Annotated in this window: 1 protein-coding gene; it reads left to right on the forward strand. The window is 65.1% G+C overall.

Going from position 1 to position 19,698, the window contains the following annotated elements:
* The first annotated feature begins 10 nt into the window (after positions 1-10).
* The gene (locus ACNQR1_RS06375) at positions 11-19,576 is read left to right on the forward strand and encodes an amino acid adenylation domain-containing protein (RefSeq protein ID WP_418044835.1); all 19,566 of its coding nucleotides are present in this window, start codon (positions 11-13) and stop codon (positions 19,574-19,576) included.
* Positions 19,577-19,698 lie beyond the last annotated feature (122 nt).

Consider the following 19,698-nt stretch of genomic DNA (forward strand, 5'->3'; position numbering starts at 1 on the left):
GGAGAATCCGATGCAGCATGTTGAACAGGCGCTGCCGGTAACGCGCGCGCAGCTCGATATCTGGCTTGCGCAAGATGTCGATCGTTCCGGTACGGAGTGGCAACTCGGCTTATTCGTCAAAATCGCGGGCGAGGTGGACCGCGACGCCCTCGAATGGGCGATCTGCCGTGTGGTCCGCGAGGCCGAGCCGATTCGGGCCACGTTCTTCGAGGCGGACGGGCAGGTTTTCCAACGGCCCGTCGACTACCCGAAGGTAGAGCTGGCATTCCATGACCTGACCGGCGCAGCTGATCCGGAGCAGGAAGCCCGGGACCTGGCGGCAGCGATCCAGCGCACGCCTATGCCTCTGACAGGACCGTTGTTCACTTGCGCACTCTTCAAGACCCGTGCCGACGAGCATTTCCTGTTGGCATGCTGCCATCACATCGTGGTGGACGGGACGGGCATCGCGCTCGTCGGTGCCAGGCTTGCCTCGGTCTACTCGTCGCTTCTCGCCGGCGCGCCGATCCCTCCTGCGATCTTCGGCTCGCTGTCCGACCTGATCGACTGCGAATCCGACTACGAAGAGTCTGGCGACTACCTCGAAGACAAGGCTTACTGGGAGGGAAACCTTCCACCGGAAAGTGACCCGCGCTACGGGTCTACTGACAGCATCGACATCAAAGAAGATCATTGGCCTTCGGCCGCAGTGCAATTGGACTCTGATCTGCTCCGCAGTGTCGACAGGCTGGCCCAGTCGCACAACGTTCCCCGCTCGTCGGTCATTACTGCGGCGTGCGCGCTCCTGGTGCGCGGGTGGTGCGATGACGGCTCAGATGTCGTGCTCGACTTTCCGGTCAGCCGTCGCGTACGCCCCGAGTCGCGGACACTTCCCGGGATGGTGGCAGGCGTCGTACCGCTCGTTTTGAAAGCCTCACCGGAATCGTCGATTTCCGATTTCATCGACCACGTCGAGGCTCGCATACAGGAAACCGTTCAACACCAACGATTCCCGGTTCATGCACTCGAGCGAAAGGTCAACCCACGCGCCGCGGGCCAGATGGCCAGTCGGGTGAGTGTGAACTTCCTCCCGTCCACGTTCACGCTGGACTTCGGCGGGGCTAAGGCGTCGGCGTCGTTGACCAACGCCGGCGTTGTCGGTGGCTTCGGTCTGATCTTCTCCAGCGCGGGAGAGGAACTGCTTCTCAGCACCATGGGAGCCGGTCAGCCGTTCTCCAGCTTTGCGGTCCCCGACCTCGCGGCGCGGTTGGAGCGGGTGTTGGTGGCGATGGCTGCTGATCCGGATGGATTGTTGTCGTCGGTTGATGTGTTGGATGCGGCCGATTGTGCGCGGTTGGATGCGGTGGGGCATCGGGCGGTGTTGTCGGCTTCGGTGGTGGAGTGCTCGATTCCGGCGTTGTTTGGGGCGCAGGTGGTTGGGGCTCCGGATGTGGTGGCGGTGTGTTGTGGTGGTCGTTCGTTGTCTTATCGGGAGTTGGATGAGGCGTCGAATCGGTTGGCGCGGTTGTTGATCAGTGAGGGTGCTGGTCCGGGTGGGTCGGTGGGTTTGTTGGCGGGCCGTTCGGTGGATGCGGTTGTCGCGATTTTGGGTGTGCTCAAGTCGGGGGCGGCGTATTTGCCGATTGATCCGGTGGTGCCGGATGCGCGTGTGGAGTTCATGCTTGCTGATGCGGGGCCGGTGGTGGTGTTGACCACGGCTGAGTTGGTGGGGCGGCTCGACGACTGTGGTGTGCCGGTGGTGGCGTTCGATGATGGGCGCATTGATGCTCAGTCTTCTGCCGGGTTGCCGGTGCCTGCTCCGGATGATGTGGCGCACATTATTTACACGTCGGGGACTACGGGGACACCGAAAGGTGTTGCGGTCACGCATCAGAATGTGACGCGTCTTTTCGATGGTATGGATGTGGGTTTTGAGTTGGGGCCCCAGCAGGTGTGGGCTCAGTGTTCGTCGTTGGCGTTTGACTATTCGGTGTGGGAGATCTGGGGTGCGCTGCTGCATGGTGGGCGTTTGGTGGTGGTGCCGGAGTCGGTGACGCGTTCGCCGCTGGAGTTGCAGGCGTTGGTTGTTGCTGAGGGTGTGACGGTGTTGAGTCAGACTCCGTCTGCGGTGGGGGTTTTGGATCCGGTAGCTCTGGGTTCGGTGTCGGCGTTGATGGTGGCTGCTGAGGTGTGTCCGGCCGATGTGGTGGATCGGTGGGCGCCGGGTCGGGTGATGATCAATGGTTACGGTCCGACGGAGACGACGGTGTATGCCACGATCAGCGCGCCGTTGCAGGCTGGTTCGGGGGTGGTGCCGATTGGTGTGCCGGTGCCTGGTGCTGGGTTGTTTGTGTTGGATCGGTGGTTGCGTGCGGTGCCTCCGGGTGTGGTGGGTGAGTTGTATGTGGCCGGCCGTGGGGTCAGTGCGGGGTATGTGGGTCGGGCGGGGTTGACGGCGTCGAGGTTTGTGCCGTGTCCGTTCGGGGGGCCGGGTGCTCGGATGTATCGGACCGGGGATTTGGTGTCGTGGGGTCCCGATGGGCAGTTGCAGTATGCGGGTCGCGCGGATGAGCAGGTCAAGATCCGTGGGTATCGCATCGAGTTGGGTGAAGTGCAAACCGTTTTGGCGGATCTCGATGGTGTGGCGCAGGCGGTGGTGATCGCTCGGGAGGATCATCCTGGTGATAAGCGTCTGGTCGGGTATGTCACTGGCACTGTTGATCCGGTCGAAGTACGTACCAGGCTGGCCGAGCGGTTGCCGGGCTATATGGTCCCTGCCGCGGTCGTGGTCATTGATGCTCTGCCGTTGACGGTCAACGGCAAGCTGGACAAGCGTGCGTTGCCCGCACCCGAATACGCTGGCACCGAGCATTACCGGGCACCGAGCACGGCTACCGAGGAGATCTTGGCCGGTATCTATGCCCAGGTGCTGGGGTTGGAGCGGGTCGGGGTCGACGACTCCTTCTTCGACCTCGGCGGGGACAGCATCTTGGCGATGCGGGTGGTCTCGGCGATCAACACGGCCTTGGAAGTCGGACTTGCGGTGCGCACTCTGTTCGATGCGCCGACCGTGGCGCAGTTGGCGCCGCGTCTGGGTGAGGGGTCTGACAGACGTGCCCCGCTGACCGCGGGTGAGCGTCCCGCGGTCATACCACTGTCCTACGCACAAAACCGCATGTGGTTCCTCAACCGATTCGAGGATGGCGCGGCGACTTACAACATGCCGATGGCTTTCCGAATCGACGGAACACTGGATGTCGAAGCTCTGGGATCGGCGCTCGACGATGTCATCGCCCGGCATGAGTCGCTGCGCACCGTGTTCCCCGATGTTCAGGGTGTGCCATTGCAGCAAGTCATTCCGGCGCAGCCGGGTCTCTGGCGACGCGGCGGGCCCGCGGTCGTACAGATCTCGGAGTCCGACATGGTCGCCGAGCTGATTTCGTTGGCCGAGTACCGCTTTGACTTGTCGTCCGAGATCCCCCTTCGGGCGGAGATCTACGAGGTCGGGCATGACCGCTACGTTCTCGGAATCGTGTTGCACCACATCGCCTTCGACGGATGGTCAATGGCGCCGATGGCCCGCGATGTGGGCGACGCGTATCGGGCGCGGGTTCAGGGTCAGGCGCCGGAGTGGGCTCCGCTACCCGTGCAATACGCCGATTATACCCTGTGGCAACAGGACTGGCTGGGATCGGAGCTCGATTCCGAGAGTGTGATCGCTCGCCAGCTGGCGTATTGGCGGCGAGAGCTGGCCGAGCTTCCCGAGGTGTCGTCGTTGCCAGGGGATCGTCCCCGGCCACCGGTGCCGAGCTACCGCGGTGACGCGGTTGATCTCCGCATCGATCCTGAGTTGTGGGCGGGAATCAAGGCGGTTGCCGCGGAACACAACGCCACGGCATCGATGGTTTTGCAGGCTGTGATGGCGGTGGCGCTGCACCGCGCCGGGGTCGGCGAAGACATCGCGCTGGGAACCCCGATCGCGGGTCGCATGGACCAGGCACTCGATGAGCTGGTCGGGTTCTTCGTCAACACCTGGGTACTGCGGGTGGGAGTCGACCCGGCTCTGCCGTTCAGTGAGTTGCTGGAGCGAGTTCGGCAAAAGGCGCTCGATGCCTACGCCAACCAGGACGTGCCATTCGAACTGCTCGTCGAAAGGCTCAACCCGACGCGCTCCACTTCCCATCATCCGCTGTTCCAGGTGGCGTTGGCATTCCAGAACAACGTGCGTCCCGAAATCGAGCTCGACGAACTCGACGTCGAGCCGGTGGCGGCAGATATTCGCACCGCCCGATTCGACCTGGAATTCGATCTCCGGGAAATACCCAGCGGCGACGCGAGTGCGCTCTTCGATCTGAAGGCAGCACCGGCCGAAGGTCGTGGCGCATTGATGGCCGCAGGCACGGTCGCCTTCGCGACCGACCTGTACGACCGCTCCAGCATCGAGCGGTTGGTGAGCTGGTTCGGCCGGGTGGTCGAGGCCGTGGTCGCAGATCCGTCGGCGGTGGTGGGCGAGGTGGGCCTGCTCGACCATGATGAGCAGGAACTACTGCTGCACACGTGGTCTGGAACCGACATCAGCGCGCCCGTGGGATTGGCTCCGCAGCTGCTCGCGACGGCGGTGGCCGCCGATCCGGACGCCCTGGCCGTCGTGGACGGTTCCACGGAGCTGTCGTATCGCGAGTTGGATGAGGCTTCCAACCGGCTGGCGCGTGCATTGGTCGAAGCCGGCGTCGGTCCTGAGCGTGCGGTCGGCGTGGCGATGGGCCGGTCGGCTGACCTGGTGATCGCCTGGTGGGCCGTGCTCAAGGCCGGCGGTGTGTACGTACCCGTCGATCCGGGTCACCCGGCCGAGCGGATCGCCACGGTGCTGGACACCGTGGACGCGGTGTGCGTACTGACCTGCGGTGCCGATCCGGTCGACGGCACCGGCGATCGACTCGTGATCCCGCTCGATCTGGTGGATCTGTCCGAGCACGGTACGGAGCCGCTGACGGATGCGGATCGGTTGGCGCCGTTGAGTGTTGACGGTGCGGCGTATGTGATTTTCACGTCGGGGTCTACGGGTGTTCCCAAGGGTGTGGCGATCAGTCATGCCGGTGTGTTGGGTGTGGCTGCGGCTCATCGTGATTTGTTCGGGGTGGGTGCGGGTGCGCGGGTGTTGATGGTGGCTGCGCCGACGTTTGATGCGTCGGTGTTCGAGTGGTTGTGGGCGGTGTCTTCGGGGGCGGCGCTGGTGGTGGCCCCGCCGGATTCCTACGCCGGTGAGGCACTGACAGGGATCCTCTCCGGCTATGACGTCAATGCCGCGCTGATCACCCCGACGGTGTTGGCGACACTGGATCCGGCGCGTGTCGAGGGACTGGGCACGTTGGTCACCGGTGGGGAGGCGTGCCCGGCGGAGTTGGTGGCGGCGTGGGCACCGGGACGGCGGATGTTCAATGCCTACGGGCCGACTGAGGTCACCATCTGGGCCACCTGGAGTGCGCTGTCGGCCGGACAGCCCGTCCGGATCGGTGCTCCGGTTCCGGGGACGTGTGCGTTGGTGCTGGATGGGCGGTTGAATCCTGCTCCTGTCGGGGTGGTGGGCGAGTTGTACCTGGCCGGCCCGGTGTTGGCCCGCGGCTATGTGGGTCGACCGGAGTTGACCGCGGATCGCTTCGTGGCCAACCCCTTTGGCGCCCCGGGGACGCGGCTGTACCGCACCGGTGACCTGGTGCGCTGGACCCAGGCGGGGAGTCTGGAGTATCTGGGCCGTGCCGACGCGCAGATCAAGTTGCGCGGGCAGCGCCTGGAACTCGGCGAGATCGAGAACACCCTGCTGGCCTGCCCACAGGTCACGCGTGCGGCTGCGGCCGTGCACCGCGGTAGCACCGGTGTCGATCATCTGGTCGGCTACATCGCCCTCGAACAGACCAGCACCGCCGATCATGACGCCGACGTCGTCGATCAGTGGCAGGACATCTATGACGAGCTGTACGACGCCGACATCCAGGTGGCGGATTTCGGTAGCGACTTCCGCGGCTGGAACAGCAGCTACACCGACGAGCCGATTCCGCTGGATCAGATGCGGGAATGGCGCTCGGGCGCAGTCGACCGCATCCTGGCCCTGAAGCCTCGGCGGGTGCTGGAGATCGGCGTGGGTTCAGGTCTCGTACTCTCGCAGGTCGCACCGGCATGCGGGGAGTACTGGGGGACAGACTTTTCCGCGCCGACCATCCGGAAGCTACAGGCAGCGGTTGCCGGGCAGCCATGGGGACAACATGTTCATCTGCTGACCCGACCGGCGCATGTCACCGAGGGACTGCCGGAAGGCCAATTCGATGTGGTGGTGATCAACTCGGTCATCCAGTACTTCCCGAGCGCGGGGTATCTCGCCGAGGTCATCGACAAGGCAGTGGAGCTGTTGGCCCCGGGCGGGGCATTGTTCGTCGGCGATGTGCGCAACCACAGCCTGCAGGGCGCGTTCCAGACCGGTATCGCGCTGGCGCGCAGTCGCGCCGGCACCGACACCGACGAGATCCGTCAACGGATTCAACGTGCGACCGTGGGCGAGCACGAATTGCTGTTGTCCCCAGAGTTCTTCACGAACTGGGCGGCTGATCACCCCTCGGTCGGGGGTATCGGGATCCTGGTCAAGCGTGGAGAGTCCGACAATGAGCTGACCCGGTACCGGTATGACGTCATCGTCCACAAGTCGCCAACCCAGGTCTGCTCGCTGGCCGGGGCGCCGAACTGGGCTTGGACCGACTGCGCCGGGCTGAGTGGACTCCACGCCGAGTTGACGGCTGAGCGCCCGCAGACGGTGCGGGTCAGCGCGATTCCGCGCGCGGGAGTCATCACCGATGTGGTCACCGAACAGGCGTTGGCTGCCGGGCTCCCTCTGGCCGAGGCGCTCGACCATGCCGACTCTGTTGCCGCTTCCGAGGATTCCGTCACGCCGGAACTCTTGTATCGACTCGGTGAGGCCGCCGGCTACCACGTAGCCGTCACCTGGGGCGCACAACCCGGCACGCTGGATGCCGCTTTCGTCACCGCCGCCGATGGCGAGGGAATGCCGGCGCTCACCGACCTCTACCAGCCCACCTCCGACTCGCGTCAGTACGGCGGATACGCCAACGACCCACACACCAACGCGAAGGTGAGCGAGGTGCGCCAGTGGTTGGCCGAGCAACTACCCGAGTACATGGTGCCGACCCAGATCATGGTGCTCGAAGAGTTCCCCTTGACCTCCTCGGGAAAGATCGACCGAAAAGCACTGCCGGAACCGACGTTTGCCGCCACCTCCTTCCGGTCCCCGCAGACCGACACCGAAAAGATCGTCGCCGAGGTGTTCACGGAAGTGCTGGGGCTCGGCAGAGCCGGACTCGACGACGACTTCTTCGCCTTGGGCGGTGACTCGCTGATCGCCATCCGGGTGAGCACCCGGCTTCAGTCGGCGCTCGGCAGGGACGTACCGGTGCGGTATCTGTTCGACGCGCCCACCGTCGGAGGCCTTGCCGACTATCTGGATCGGCATCAGGACGGCATTGCCCGCCCACCGCTGACGGCGCGCCACCGTCCCGAATCTGTGCCGCTGTCGTATGCCCAGCAACGGTTGTGGTTCTTGGAGCAGCTGCAGGGACCGTCACCGATCTACAACATGGCCGTCGCGCTACGACTGCGGGGACGCCTGGACGCTGATGCGCTGGGGGCTGCGCTGGCGGATGTCGTGGAACGGCAGGAGAGCCTGCGCACAATCTTTGGGTCAGTCGACGGGGTACCCCACCAACTGGTCGTGGGCGTCGGCAAGGCTGACTTGGGCTGGCGCGTCGTCGACGCCGGCGGATGGTCAGCAGGCCAACTGGGTGAGGCCATCGGTGAGACGGCGCGCTACAGCTTTGACCTGTCGCGCGAGATCCCGATCAAGGCAACACTTTTCCGCGTCGATGAGGACGAGCATGTGCTCGCGGCTGTGGTACATCACATCGCCGCCGACGGTTGGTCGGTGACCCCTCTGGTGGCGGATCTGGGAACGGCGTACGCCAGCCGGAGCAACGGGCAGGCGCCTGAGTGGGAGCCGCTACCCGTGCAGTACGCCGATTACACCCTGTGGCAGCAGGATTGGATGGGCTCGGTCGCCGACCCCGACAGTGTGATCTCCGGCCAGTTGGCCTACTGGAGCGATGCGCTCGCTGAGCTGCCGGAACAGTTGGAATTGCCGACCGATCGCCCGTATCCTCCGGTCGCCGACTACCAGGGCTCCAGCGTGACGGTGGAATGGCCGGCCGAGTTGCAGGAGCAGATCGCCCGGGTGGCCCGTCAGCACAATGCGACCAGCTTCATGGTGGTCCAAGCCGCGTTGGCCGCACTTCTCGGCCAGTTGAGCGCCAGCACTGATGTGGCCGTGGGCGTCGCCTCCGCCGGCCGCGGTGAGCCCGCCCTGGACAATCTGGTGGGATTCTTCGTCAACACGCTCGTGCTGCGGGTGGACCTGTCTGGAGACCCGACCGTTTCCGAGTTGCTGGGGCAGGTACGCCGGCGTAGCCTCGGGGCCTTTGAACATCAAGATGTGCCGTTCGAGGTTTTGGTGGATCGGCTCAACCCGACCCGCAGCCTGACCCATCACCCGCTCGTACAGGTGATGTTGACGTGGCAGAACCTGCCGTGGCAGCACAGTGACCCAGCGGCCGGACTCGCGCTGGGCGAGGTCCAGGTAACTCCGTTGGAGGCGACAACCCATTCCGCCCGTATGGATTTGGTGTTCTCACTGGCAGAACGATTCAACGACACCGGTACGCCGGCAGGCATCTCCGGAATGGTGGAGTTCCGCACCGATGTTTTCGACGCGGCCAGCATCGAGACACTGATCATCCGGCTGGGGCGGGTGTTGGTGGCGATGGCTGCTGATCCGGATGGTTTGTTGTCGTCGGTGGATGTGCTCGATGCCGCCGATCGTGCGCGGCTGGACGAGGTCGGTCATCGGGGAGTCTTGGGCCGCCCGGTGGTGGAGTGCTCGATTCCGGCGTTGTTCGCGGCACATGTGGCGCAGGCTCCGGATGCGGTCGCGGTCAGTTTTGATGGCCGTTCGATGTCTTATCGGGAGCTGGATGAGGCGTCGAATCGGTTGGCACGGTTGTTGGTCAGTGAGGGTGCGGGTCCGGGTAGGTCAGTGGGTTTGTTGACGGGCCGGTCGGCTGACGCGATTGTCGCGATTCTGGGTGTGCTCAAGTCGGGGGCAGCGTATTTGCCGATCGATCCGGCGGTGCCTGATGCGCGCGTCGAGTTCATGATCACGGATGCGGAGCCCGTAGCGGTGATCGTCGCGGCCGAGTTGGCGGAGCGGCTTCGTGGACGTGACGTGCCGGTGGTCGAGATTGCCGATCCCCGCATCGATGCTCAGCCGGGAACTCCATTGGCGCAGGTGCCTGCGCCGGACGATATCGCGCACATCATCTACACGTCGGGGACGACGGGTGTGCCGAAAGGTGTTGCAGTCACTCATCAGAACGTGACCCGTCTTTTCGATGGTATGGACGTGGGTATCGAGATGGGCCCGCAACAGGTGTGGGCTCAATGCTCGTCGTTGGCGTTCGACTATTCGGTGTGGGAGATCTGGGGCGCCCTGCTGCATGGTGGGCGTTTGGTGGTGGTGCCTGAACAGGTCACACGTTCACCAGAAGACCTACAAGCGCTTCTGGTCAGCGAGCACGTCACCGTCTTGAGCCAGACCCCCTCGGCGGTAGGGGTGTTGGCTGCGGAGGGGCTGGAGTCGGCAGCGCTGATGGTTGCCGCTGAGCCGTGCCCTGCCGAGGTGGTGGATCGGTGGGCGCCGGGTCGGGTGATGATCAACGGCTACGGTCCGACCGAGACCACGGTGTATGCCACGATCAGCCGGCCCCTGCAGGCTGGTTCGGGTGCAGTCCCGATCGGCGTGCCGGTACCAGGTGCGGCGTTGTTCGTCCTGGATCGATGGCTGCGTCCGGTCCCGCCCGGTGTGGTGGGCGAGTTGTATGTCGCCGGCCGCGGGGTAAGCGCCGGGTACCTGCGCCGCGCCGGTTTGACCGGGTCACGCTTTGTGTCCTGCCCCTTCGCCGCACCCGGATCGCGGATGTATCGGACCGGCGATCTGGTCTCCTGGGGTCCGGACGGCCAGCTGCGGTATGCCGGCCGCGCTGATGAGCAGGTCAAGATCCGCGGCTACCGCATCGAATTGGGCGAAGTCCAAACCGTTTTGGCTGATGTGGAGGGTGTGCAGCAGGCGGTTGTTGTCGCGAGGGAGGACCATCCCGGTGACAAGCGCCTGGTTGGTTACATCACCGGTACCGGCGATCCTGTCGAAGTACGTACCAGGCTGGCCGAGCGGTTGCCGGCCTATATGGTCCCCGCCGCGGTCGTGGTCATTGATGCTCTGCCGCTGACCGTCAACGGCAAGCTGGACAAGCGGGCACTGCCCGCACCCGAATACGCTGACACCGAGCATTACCGGGCACCGAGGACTGCCACCGAGGAGATCTTGGCAGGTATCTATGCCCAGGTCCTGGGGTTGGAACGGGTCGGGGTCGACGACTCCTTCTTCGACCTCGGCGGGGACAGCATCATGGCGATGCGGGTGGTCTCGGCGATCAACACGGCCTTGGAAGTCGGACTTGCGGTGCGCACGTTGTTCGATGCGCCGACCGTGGCGCAGTTGGCGCCGCGTCTGGGTGAGGGATCTGACAGACGTGCCCCGCTGACCGCGGGTGAGCGTCCCGCGGTCATACCACTGTCCTACGCACAAAACCGCATGTGGTTCCTCGAGCAGCTGCAGGGGCCGTCACCGATCTACAACATGCCGGTCGCGCTGCGGCTGACCGGAGGTCTCGACGCTGACGCGCTGGGAGCAGGTCTGGCCGATGTCATCGCCCGGCAAGAGAGTCTGCGAACGTTGTTCGTTGCGGTCGACGGTGTGCCCCGGCAAGTGGTGGTGCCTGCCGAGCGGGCCGATTTCGGTTGGCAGGTCATCGATGCCGGTGAATGGTCGGCTGAGCGGCTGGAGGAAGCCGTCGGCGACGCTGTGCGGCACTGTTTCGATCTGGCTACTGAGATTCCTTTGCGGGCAACGCTTTTCCGAGTCGCTGAGGAAGAGCATGTGTTGGTGGCGGTGGTTCACCACATCGCTGCCGATGGCTGGTCGGTCACACCATTCGTGGCGGATCTGGGCAAGGCCTATGCGAGCCGCTGTGTCGGCGAAGCCCCGGAGTGGGCGCCGCTGCCGGTGCAGTACGTGGATTACACGTTGTGGCAACAGGACTGGCTGGGGGATGAGTCTGATCCGGCCAGTGTGATCGCCGAGCAGGTGGCGTACTGGGAGCAGGCGTTGGATGGCCTGCCCGAGAGGTTGGAGTTGCCGACGGATCGGCCATATCCGCCGGTCGCCGACTACCGGGGCTCCAGTGTGGCCGTGGAATGGCCACCGGAGTTGCAGCAGCAGATCGCCCGGGTGGCTCGCGAGCACAACGTGACCGGTTTCATGGTGGTGCAGGCTGCGCTGGCAACGCTGCTGTCGAGGCACAGTGCCAGCTCTGATGTCGCGGTGGGATTTCCGATAGCGGGTCGCAGTGAGTCCGCTCTGAACGAGCTGGTCGGGTTCTTCGTCAACACATTGGTGTTGCGGGTGGATCTGGCAGGCGATCCCACGGTCGCGGAGTTGTTCGAGCAGGTGCGCCAGCAGGCCTTGGGTGCCTACGAACACCAGGATGTGCCGTTCGAGGTGCTGGTCGACCGCCTCAACCCCACCCGTAGTCTGACCCATCACCCGCTGATCCAGGTCATGCTCGCGTGGCAGAATTTCGCCGGAGATCCCGCGACGGATGTGGCGCTGGGCGATGTTCGGGTCACACCTCTGTCGGCGGAAACACACACCGCACGTATGGATTTGGCGTTCTCCCTGTCCGAGCGATGGACTCCGGATGGCGCACCCGCCGGCATCTCGGGAGCGGTGGAGTTCCGCACCGATGTGTTCGACGCCGACACCATTCGAACCCTGACCGAGCGGCTGCAGCGGGTCCTGGTGGCGATGACCATCGACACCACTCGGCGACTGTCGACGGTGGACGTGCTCGACGAGAGCGAGCATCTCCGACTGGACGAGATCGGCAATCGGGTCGTCCTGGGCCGGCCGGAGACCGAGATCTCGATTCCGGTGCTGTTCTCCCAGCAGGTTGCTCGTACCCCTGATTCGGTCGCGATCACCGCCGAGGGCTGCTCGTTGACCTATCGGCAACTCGACGACATATCGAACCAGTTGGCGCATGCGTTGGTTGACCAGGGCGCAGGGCCCGGCGACGTGGTGGCGCTGGCGCTGGAACGTTCACCGCACGCGGTTGTCGCGATGCTTGCTGTGCTCAAAGCCGGGGCGGCATACCTCGCGATCGATCCGGCGGTACCTGATGAGCGGATCCAGTTCATGGCTGCCGATGCGGAGCCGGTGGTTGCACTCACTTCCGCCGGGTTTGCAGAACGACTGCGCGGGTGTGCTGTGCCGATCCTCGATATCGGCGATCCCCGCATGGCGGCGTACCCAGCGACGCCGCTACCGTCGCCGGCCCCTGATGACATTGCCTACCTCATCTACACCTCGGGTACCACCGGCACGCCGAAGGGGGTTGCGATCACTCACCGCAACCTCGCGCACGTCGCCGCGTCCATGCCCGCATCCCTTCCTGCGGAACAGGTATGGACGCAGTGTCACTCGTACGCGTTCGACTTCTCGGTATGGGAGATCTGGGCCGCACTGCTGTCGGGCGGGCGATTGGTGGTGGTCCCCGAAGCGGTGACGGTGTCGCCGACTGATTTCCATGCCCTGTTGGTGGCCGAAGAGGTCAACGTGCTGACCCAGACCCCGTCGGCGGTGGCGGCACTGTCGCCCGAGGGGCTGGATTCGGTGGCGTTGCTTCTCGGTGGCGAGGATTGCCCAACCGAGTTGGTGGATAGGTGGGCGCCGGGCCGGGTGATGATCAACGCCTACGGCCCGACCGAGGCGACGATCTACGCGTCGATGAGTGCGCCCTTGACGCCGGCCGGAAGCGACGGGCCCAGTGCGGTGCCCATCGGTGCTCCGGTGTCGACCGCGGCGTTGTTCGTGCTGGACGACCGGATGCGCCCGGTGCCTCCGGGTGTGGTTGGGGAGTTGTATGTCGCCGGCCGGGGTGTTGCATGCGGGTATGCGCGCCGCCCGGCGTTGACCGGGTCGCGGTTTGTCGCCTGCCCGTTCGGTGGGGCCGGAACTCGCATGTATCGCACCGGCGATCTGGTGTCGTGGGGTGCTGACGGGCAGTTGCGGTATCTGGGCCGTGCGGATGAGCAGGTCAAGATCCGCGGGTACCGCATCGAACTCGGCGAAGTGCGAGCGGCACTGTCTGAGATGGCAGGCGTCGACCAGACCGTGGTGATCGCGCGTGAGGACCGCCCGGGCGACAAGCGTCTGGTTGCCTACATCACCGGCACTGCCGATCCGTCGCAGGTGCGTGTGGACCTGGCCCAACGGCTACCGAACTACATGATCCCCGCAGCGGTGGTGATGCTCGAGGCATTGCCGCTCACCGTCAGCGGCAAGCTGGACACGCGGGCCCTGCCTGCGCCGGAATACCAGGACGCCGCCGTCTACCGGGCCCCGTCGAGCCCCACCGAGGAGATCCTGGCCGGCATCTATGCGCAGGTTCTGGGATTGGAGCGGGTCGGGGTCGATGACTCGTTCTTCGACCTGGGTGGTGACTCGCTGCTGGCAATGCGCGTGATCGCCGCGATCAACACCAGCCTGGATTCCGGACTTGCCGTGCGTACCTTGTTCGATGCCCCCACGGTCGCCCAGCTCGCGCCGCGCATCGGCGAGAATTCCAATTCGCGCAAGCCACTTGTGGCGGGTGAGCGACCCGCGGTTGTTCCGTTGTCGTACGCCCAGAGCAGGTTGTGGTTCCTCAACCGTTTCGAGGGCGGGGTCGCCACATACAACATGCCGACCGCTTTCCGGATCAACGGTGAGCTCGACGTCGAGGCGTTGGACAAGGCTCTAGATGATGTGATCGCCCGGCATGAGTCGCTGCGGACCGTCTTCCCCGACATAGACGGTGAGGCATACCAGAAGGTGCTGCCCGCGGAGCCGGGATTGTGGCGGCGTGGCGGGCCGGCGCTGCTGTCGCTGGCAGAAGCCGACGTGGCAGACGAGTTGATCGCGCTGGCCAAATATCGGTTCGATCTGTCGGCCGAGATTCCGGTGCGAGCGCAGATCTACGAGGTGGGTCCGAACCAGTTCTTACTGGCAATGGTGTTGCACCACATCGTCTTTGATGGCTGGTCGATGGCGCCGATGGTGCGCGACGTCGGGATTGCCTATGCCAATCGGTGCGCCGGTCAGGCTCCCGAGTGGGTGCCGTTGCCGGTGCAATACGCCGATTACACGTTGTGGCAGCAGGATTGGCTGGGATCAGAATCTGATCCGGACAGCGTGATCGCGGCCCAGATGGCCTACTGGCGTCAGGAGTTGGCGGATCTTCCCGAGGTGGTGTCGCTGCCTGCGGATCGGCCGCGGCCGCCGGTGCCCAGTTACCGCGGTGAAGGCGTTCCGATACATATCGACCCGGAGTTGTGGTCAGGTGTCAAGGCGGTGGCCGCAGCACACAACGCGACGGTATCGATGGTGTTGCAGGCCGCGATGGCGGTCGTGCTGCACCGGGCCGGTGTCGGTGAGGACGTCGCATTGGGCACCCCGATCGCCGGACGGACTGACGCGGCGCTCGATGAACTGGTCGGCTTCTTCGTCAACACTTGGGTGCTGCGAGTGAGTGTCTCGTCGGGTCTGCAGTTCAGCGATGTAGTGGCGCAGGTCCGGCAGAAGGCGCTGGACGCCTACGGCAATCAGGACGTGCCGTTCGAGCGCCTAGTGGAGCGGATCAACCCGACGCGTTCCACCTCGCACCATCCGCTGTTCCAGATCGCGATGGTCTTCCAGAACAATGTGCGCCCGGAGGTCGCGCTGGAAGGTGCCAGCGTCGAGGCATTGGTGGCCGATACCCACACCGCCAAATGGGATTTGGACATCGATCTCAGGGACATGCCCGGCGAGGGTGCTGCCGGCACCGTGACCTACGCCACGGATCTGTTCGACCGCTCCAGCATCGAGCGGTTGGTCGGTTGGTTCGGCCGGGTACTCGAGGCTGTGGTCTCCGACCCGTCGGCAGTCGTGGGTGAGGTGACACTGCTCGATGGTGACGAGCAGGATCTGGTGTCGTACGAATGGTCTGGCGCCGGAGTCGGCGCTCCGGTGGGTCTCGCCCCCGAGCTGTTGACTGCTGCGGTGACCGCCGATCCGGATGCCGTCGCAATCATCGACGGGTCCCGTCAGCTGTCATACCGCGAGTTGGACGAGGCCTCGAACCGGTTGGCTAGGGTGCTGATAGGAGCCGGAGTCGGTCCTGAGCGTGCGGTCGGCGTGGCGATGGGCCGGTCGGCTGACCTGGTGATCGCCTGGTGGGCCGTGCTCAAGGCCGGCGGTGTGTACGTGCCGGTGGACCGGACGCATCCGGCCGAGCGGATCGCGACGGTACTGGACGCCGCCGAGGCGGTGTGCGTTCTGGCCCGTGGCAGCGACGCCGTCGAGGGATCAGGGACGCGCCCGGTCATGGATGTGGTGTCACTGGACCTCTCGGCTAGCTCCGCGGAGCCGGTGACGGATGCGGATCGGTTGGCGCCGTTGAGTGTTGACGGTGCGGCGTATGTGATTTTCACGTCGGGGTCTACGGGTGTTCCCAAGGGTGTGGCGATCAGTCATGCCGGTGTGTTGGGTGTGGCTGCGGCTCATCGTGATTTGTTCGGGGTGGGTGCGGGTGCGCGGGTGTTGATGGTGGCTGCGCCGACGTTTGATGCGTCGGTGTTCGAGTGGTTGTGGGCGGTGTCTTCGGGGGCGGCGCTGGTGGTGGCCCCGCCGGATTCCTACGCCGGTGACGCACTGACAGCGGTGATCGAGGACCAGAAGGTCGAGGCGGCGTTGATCACCCCGACGGTGGTGGCAACTCTGGACCGTAGCCGTCTGCCCGAATTGAAGACTCTGGTCACCGGTGGGGAGGCGTGCCCGGCGGAGTTGGTGGCGGCGTGGGCGCCCGGTCGGCGGATGTTCAATGCCTACGGTCCCACTGAGGTCACCATCTGGGCCACCTGGAGTGCGCTGTCGGCCGGACAGCCGGTGCGGATCGGTGCCCCGGTTCCGGGGACGTGTGCGCTGGTACTCGATGCTCGGCTGAACCCGGCTCCTGTCGGGGTGGTGGGCGAGTTGTACCTGGCCGGCCCGGTGCTGGCCCGCGGCTATGTGGGCCGACCCGATCTGACCGCGGATCGCTTCGTGGCCAACCCCTTTGGCGCCCCGGGGACGCGGCTGTACCGCACCGGTGATCTGGTGCGCTGGACCACAGAGGGCAACCTGGAGTACTTCGGCCGTGCCGACGCCCAGGTGAAGTTGCGCGGGCAGCGCCTGGAACTCGGCGAGATCGAGAACACCCTGCTGGCCTGCCCACAGGTCAATCGCGCTGCGGCCGCGGTCTATCACCATGAAGCCGCCGACCATCTGGTCGCCTACGTCGCGTTGGAGCGTGCCAGTAGCGCCGACCACGATGCCGAAGTCGTCGATCAGTGGCAGCACGTGTACGACGAGCTCTATGACGCCGATCTCGAAGCGGTGGAGTTCGGCAGTGACTTCCGCGGATGGAATAGCAGCTACACCGGGGATCCGATTCCACTGGATCAGATGCGGGAATGGCGCGCGGGAGCCGTGAACCGGATCCTGGCACTGCGCCCGCAGCGGGTGCTTGAGCTCGGTGTGGGTTCGGGTCTCGTGCTCTCCCAGATCGCCCCCGAGTCCGTGGAGTATTGGGGGACAGACTTTTCCGCGCCGACCATTCGGAAGCTGGAATCCTCGGTGGCCGGACAACCATGGGGGGATCGGGTCCGGTTGCGGGTACAGCCGGCGGATGTGGCCGACGGACTGCCCGCCGGATACTTCGACACGGTCATCGTCAACTCCGTGATCCAGTACTTCCCGAACTCGGCGTATCTCGCCGAGGTCATGGACAACGCCGTGGAGCTGTTGGCCCCGGGCGGAACGTTGTTCGTCGGCGATGTGCGCAATCACAGCCTGCAGGGCGCGTTCCAGACCGGTATCGCGCTGGCCCGCAGCGGTGAAGGTGCCGACAGCGACGAGATCCGTCAGCGAGTGCAACGCGCGATCCTCGGCGAGCCCGAGTTGCTGCTGGCCCCAGAGTTCTTCACGAGCTGGGCGGCCGGCCACCCGGCAGTGGGCGGAATAGGCATCCAGGTCAAGCGCGGAGAAGCCGACAACGAGCTGACCCGGTACCGATATGACGTCATCATTCACAAGTCGGTCGGCGGGGTCCATTCACTCGCGGACGCACCCGTCTGGGAGTGGGCTGATTGTGCGGGCCTGAGCGGGTTGCATGCCGAGCTGGCTGCGCAGCGACCAGCACAGGTGCGGGTCAGCGGGATTCCGCGGGCGGGCGTGATCGCCGACGTGATCGTTGAACGGGCGTTGGCAGAAGGGCATTCGTCCGCCGACGCGCTGGCAGAGGCAGAGATAGCCGCCAACCCCGCCAACACGGTCACGCCCGAACGGTTGTACCAGCTCGGTGAGTCCGCCGGATACCAGGTTGCCGTCACGTGGGGCGCTCAACCGGGGACCGTCGACGCGGTCTTCCTCGCCGCCACCGGCGAGGGGGAGACTCAGGTACTCACCGATCTGTATCAGCCCCCGGCTGATTCGCACAAGCGCAGCGCCTATGCCAATGACCCTGACACCAACAGCAAGGTGAGCGAGGTGCGGCAGTGGCTGGGTGCCCGTCTGCCGGAGTACATGGTGCCGTCCCAGATCGTTGTGCTCGAGGAGTTCCCGCTGACCTCCTCGGGCAAGATCGATCGCAGGGCGCTGCCTGAGCCGGTGTTCGCGGCCACCACCTTCCGGTCACCGCAGACACCGTCGGAAAAGACCGTCGCCGAGGTCTTCGCCGAGGTGCTCGGACTCGATCGGGTCGGCCTCGACGACGATTTCTTTGCCCTGGGCGGAGATTCGTTGATCGCCATCCGGGTCAGCGCGCGGCTGCAGTTGGCGCTGGGCAAGGACGTGCCGGTGCGTTATCTGTTCGACACGCCCACGGTCGGCCGTCTGGCTGCCTCCCTGGACCGCCAGCAGGACGAGGCGGTACGTCCTCCGCTGCAGACGATGCTGCGCCCGCAGAACGTGCCCTTGTCGTATGCGCAGCAGCGGTTGTGGTTCTTCGACCAATTGAACGGCCCGTCACCGGTTTACAACTTGGCCGTGGGATTGCGCTTCAGCGGAGAGCTCGACTCCGTCGCGCTCGGTCAGGCACTGGTAGACGTGGTCGGACGCCATGAGAGCCTGCGCACCCTGTTCACTCTGGCCGACGGGATGCCGCAGCAGTCGGTGGTGCCGGCCGAGAGTGCCCGCACGTGTTGGGAAGTGGTGGATGCGGTCGGTTGGCCGGAGGACCGGTTGGCCGAGGCCGCCGGCGAGGTCGCGCGTCACCCATTCGACCTGTCGACTGAATTGCCCTTGAGAGCCACACTTTTCCATGTTGCCGAGAACGAGCACGTCCTGGTGGCGGTCGTGCACCACATCGCCGCCGACGGTTGGTCGGTCACCCCCTTGGTGGCTGATCTGGGCTCGGCGTACGCGGCCCGGTCTGCGGGCCGGCCCCCGGAATGGCTGCCGTTGCCGGTTCAGTATGTGGATTACACGCTGTGGCAACGGGGGTACCTGGGTGATCTGGCCGATCCGGACAGTCGCATTTCCGCCCAGCTGGCGTACTGGGAGCAGGCTTTGGCGGGTCTGCCCGAGCGGTTGGAGTTGCCGACGGATCGGCCGTACCCACCGGTGGCCGACTACCGCGGGGCCAGTCTGATGGTGGAGTGGCCCGCCGAGCTTCAGCACCGGATTGCCCGGGTGGCTCGTGAGCAGAACGCGACCAGTTTCATGGTGGTGCAGGCCGGGCTGGCGCTGTTGCTGTCGAAGCTCAGCGCGAGTTCAGATGTGGCGGTTGGAATATCGACCGCGGGACGCAATGACCCCGCGCTCGACAACCTGGTCGGATTCTTCGTCAACACAGTGGTACTGCGCGTCGACTTCGCCGGAGATCCGACCATCGGTGAACTCCTGGAGCAGGTGCGCCAACGTGGTCTGGCGGCCTTCGAACACCAGGACGTGCCGTTCGAGGTTGTCGTGGATCGGCTCAACCCGACGCGCAGCCTGACCCATCACCCGCTCGTGCAGGTGATGTTGTCCTGGCAGAACCTGGCCTGGCAACACAGCGCAGACGCCGCGGGAGGCCTGACGCTGGGGGATGTGCGGGTGACCCCGCTGCCCGCGCAGACCCACACCGCGCGTACTGATCTGACCTTGGCTTTGGGTGAACGGTGGACTGAGACCGGCGAACCCGCCGGGATTGGGGGGACTGTGGAGTTTCGCACCGATGTCTATGACGAGAGCAGCGTCGTGCGGTTGATCGATCGATTGCGAAAGGTGTTGATGGCGATCACCGCCGAGGTGGAGGCGTCGTCGTGACGGCCGACCTGAGTCGGCGGTTGTCGTCGATGGAGTTCCTGGATGCCGACGAGCACGCGGAGCTGTTCGGATGGGGTAACCGGGCTGCTTTGACGGAGCCGGTTTCGCCATCGGCCTCGATT

This window comes from Mycobacterium sp. 48b, from assembly GCF_048282725.1.
Lineage (GTDB): Bacteria > Actinomycetota > Actinomycetes > Mycobacteriales > Mycobacteriaceae > Mycobacterium.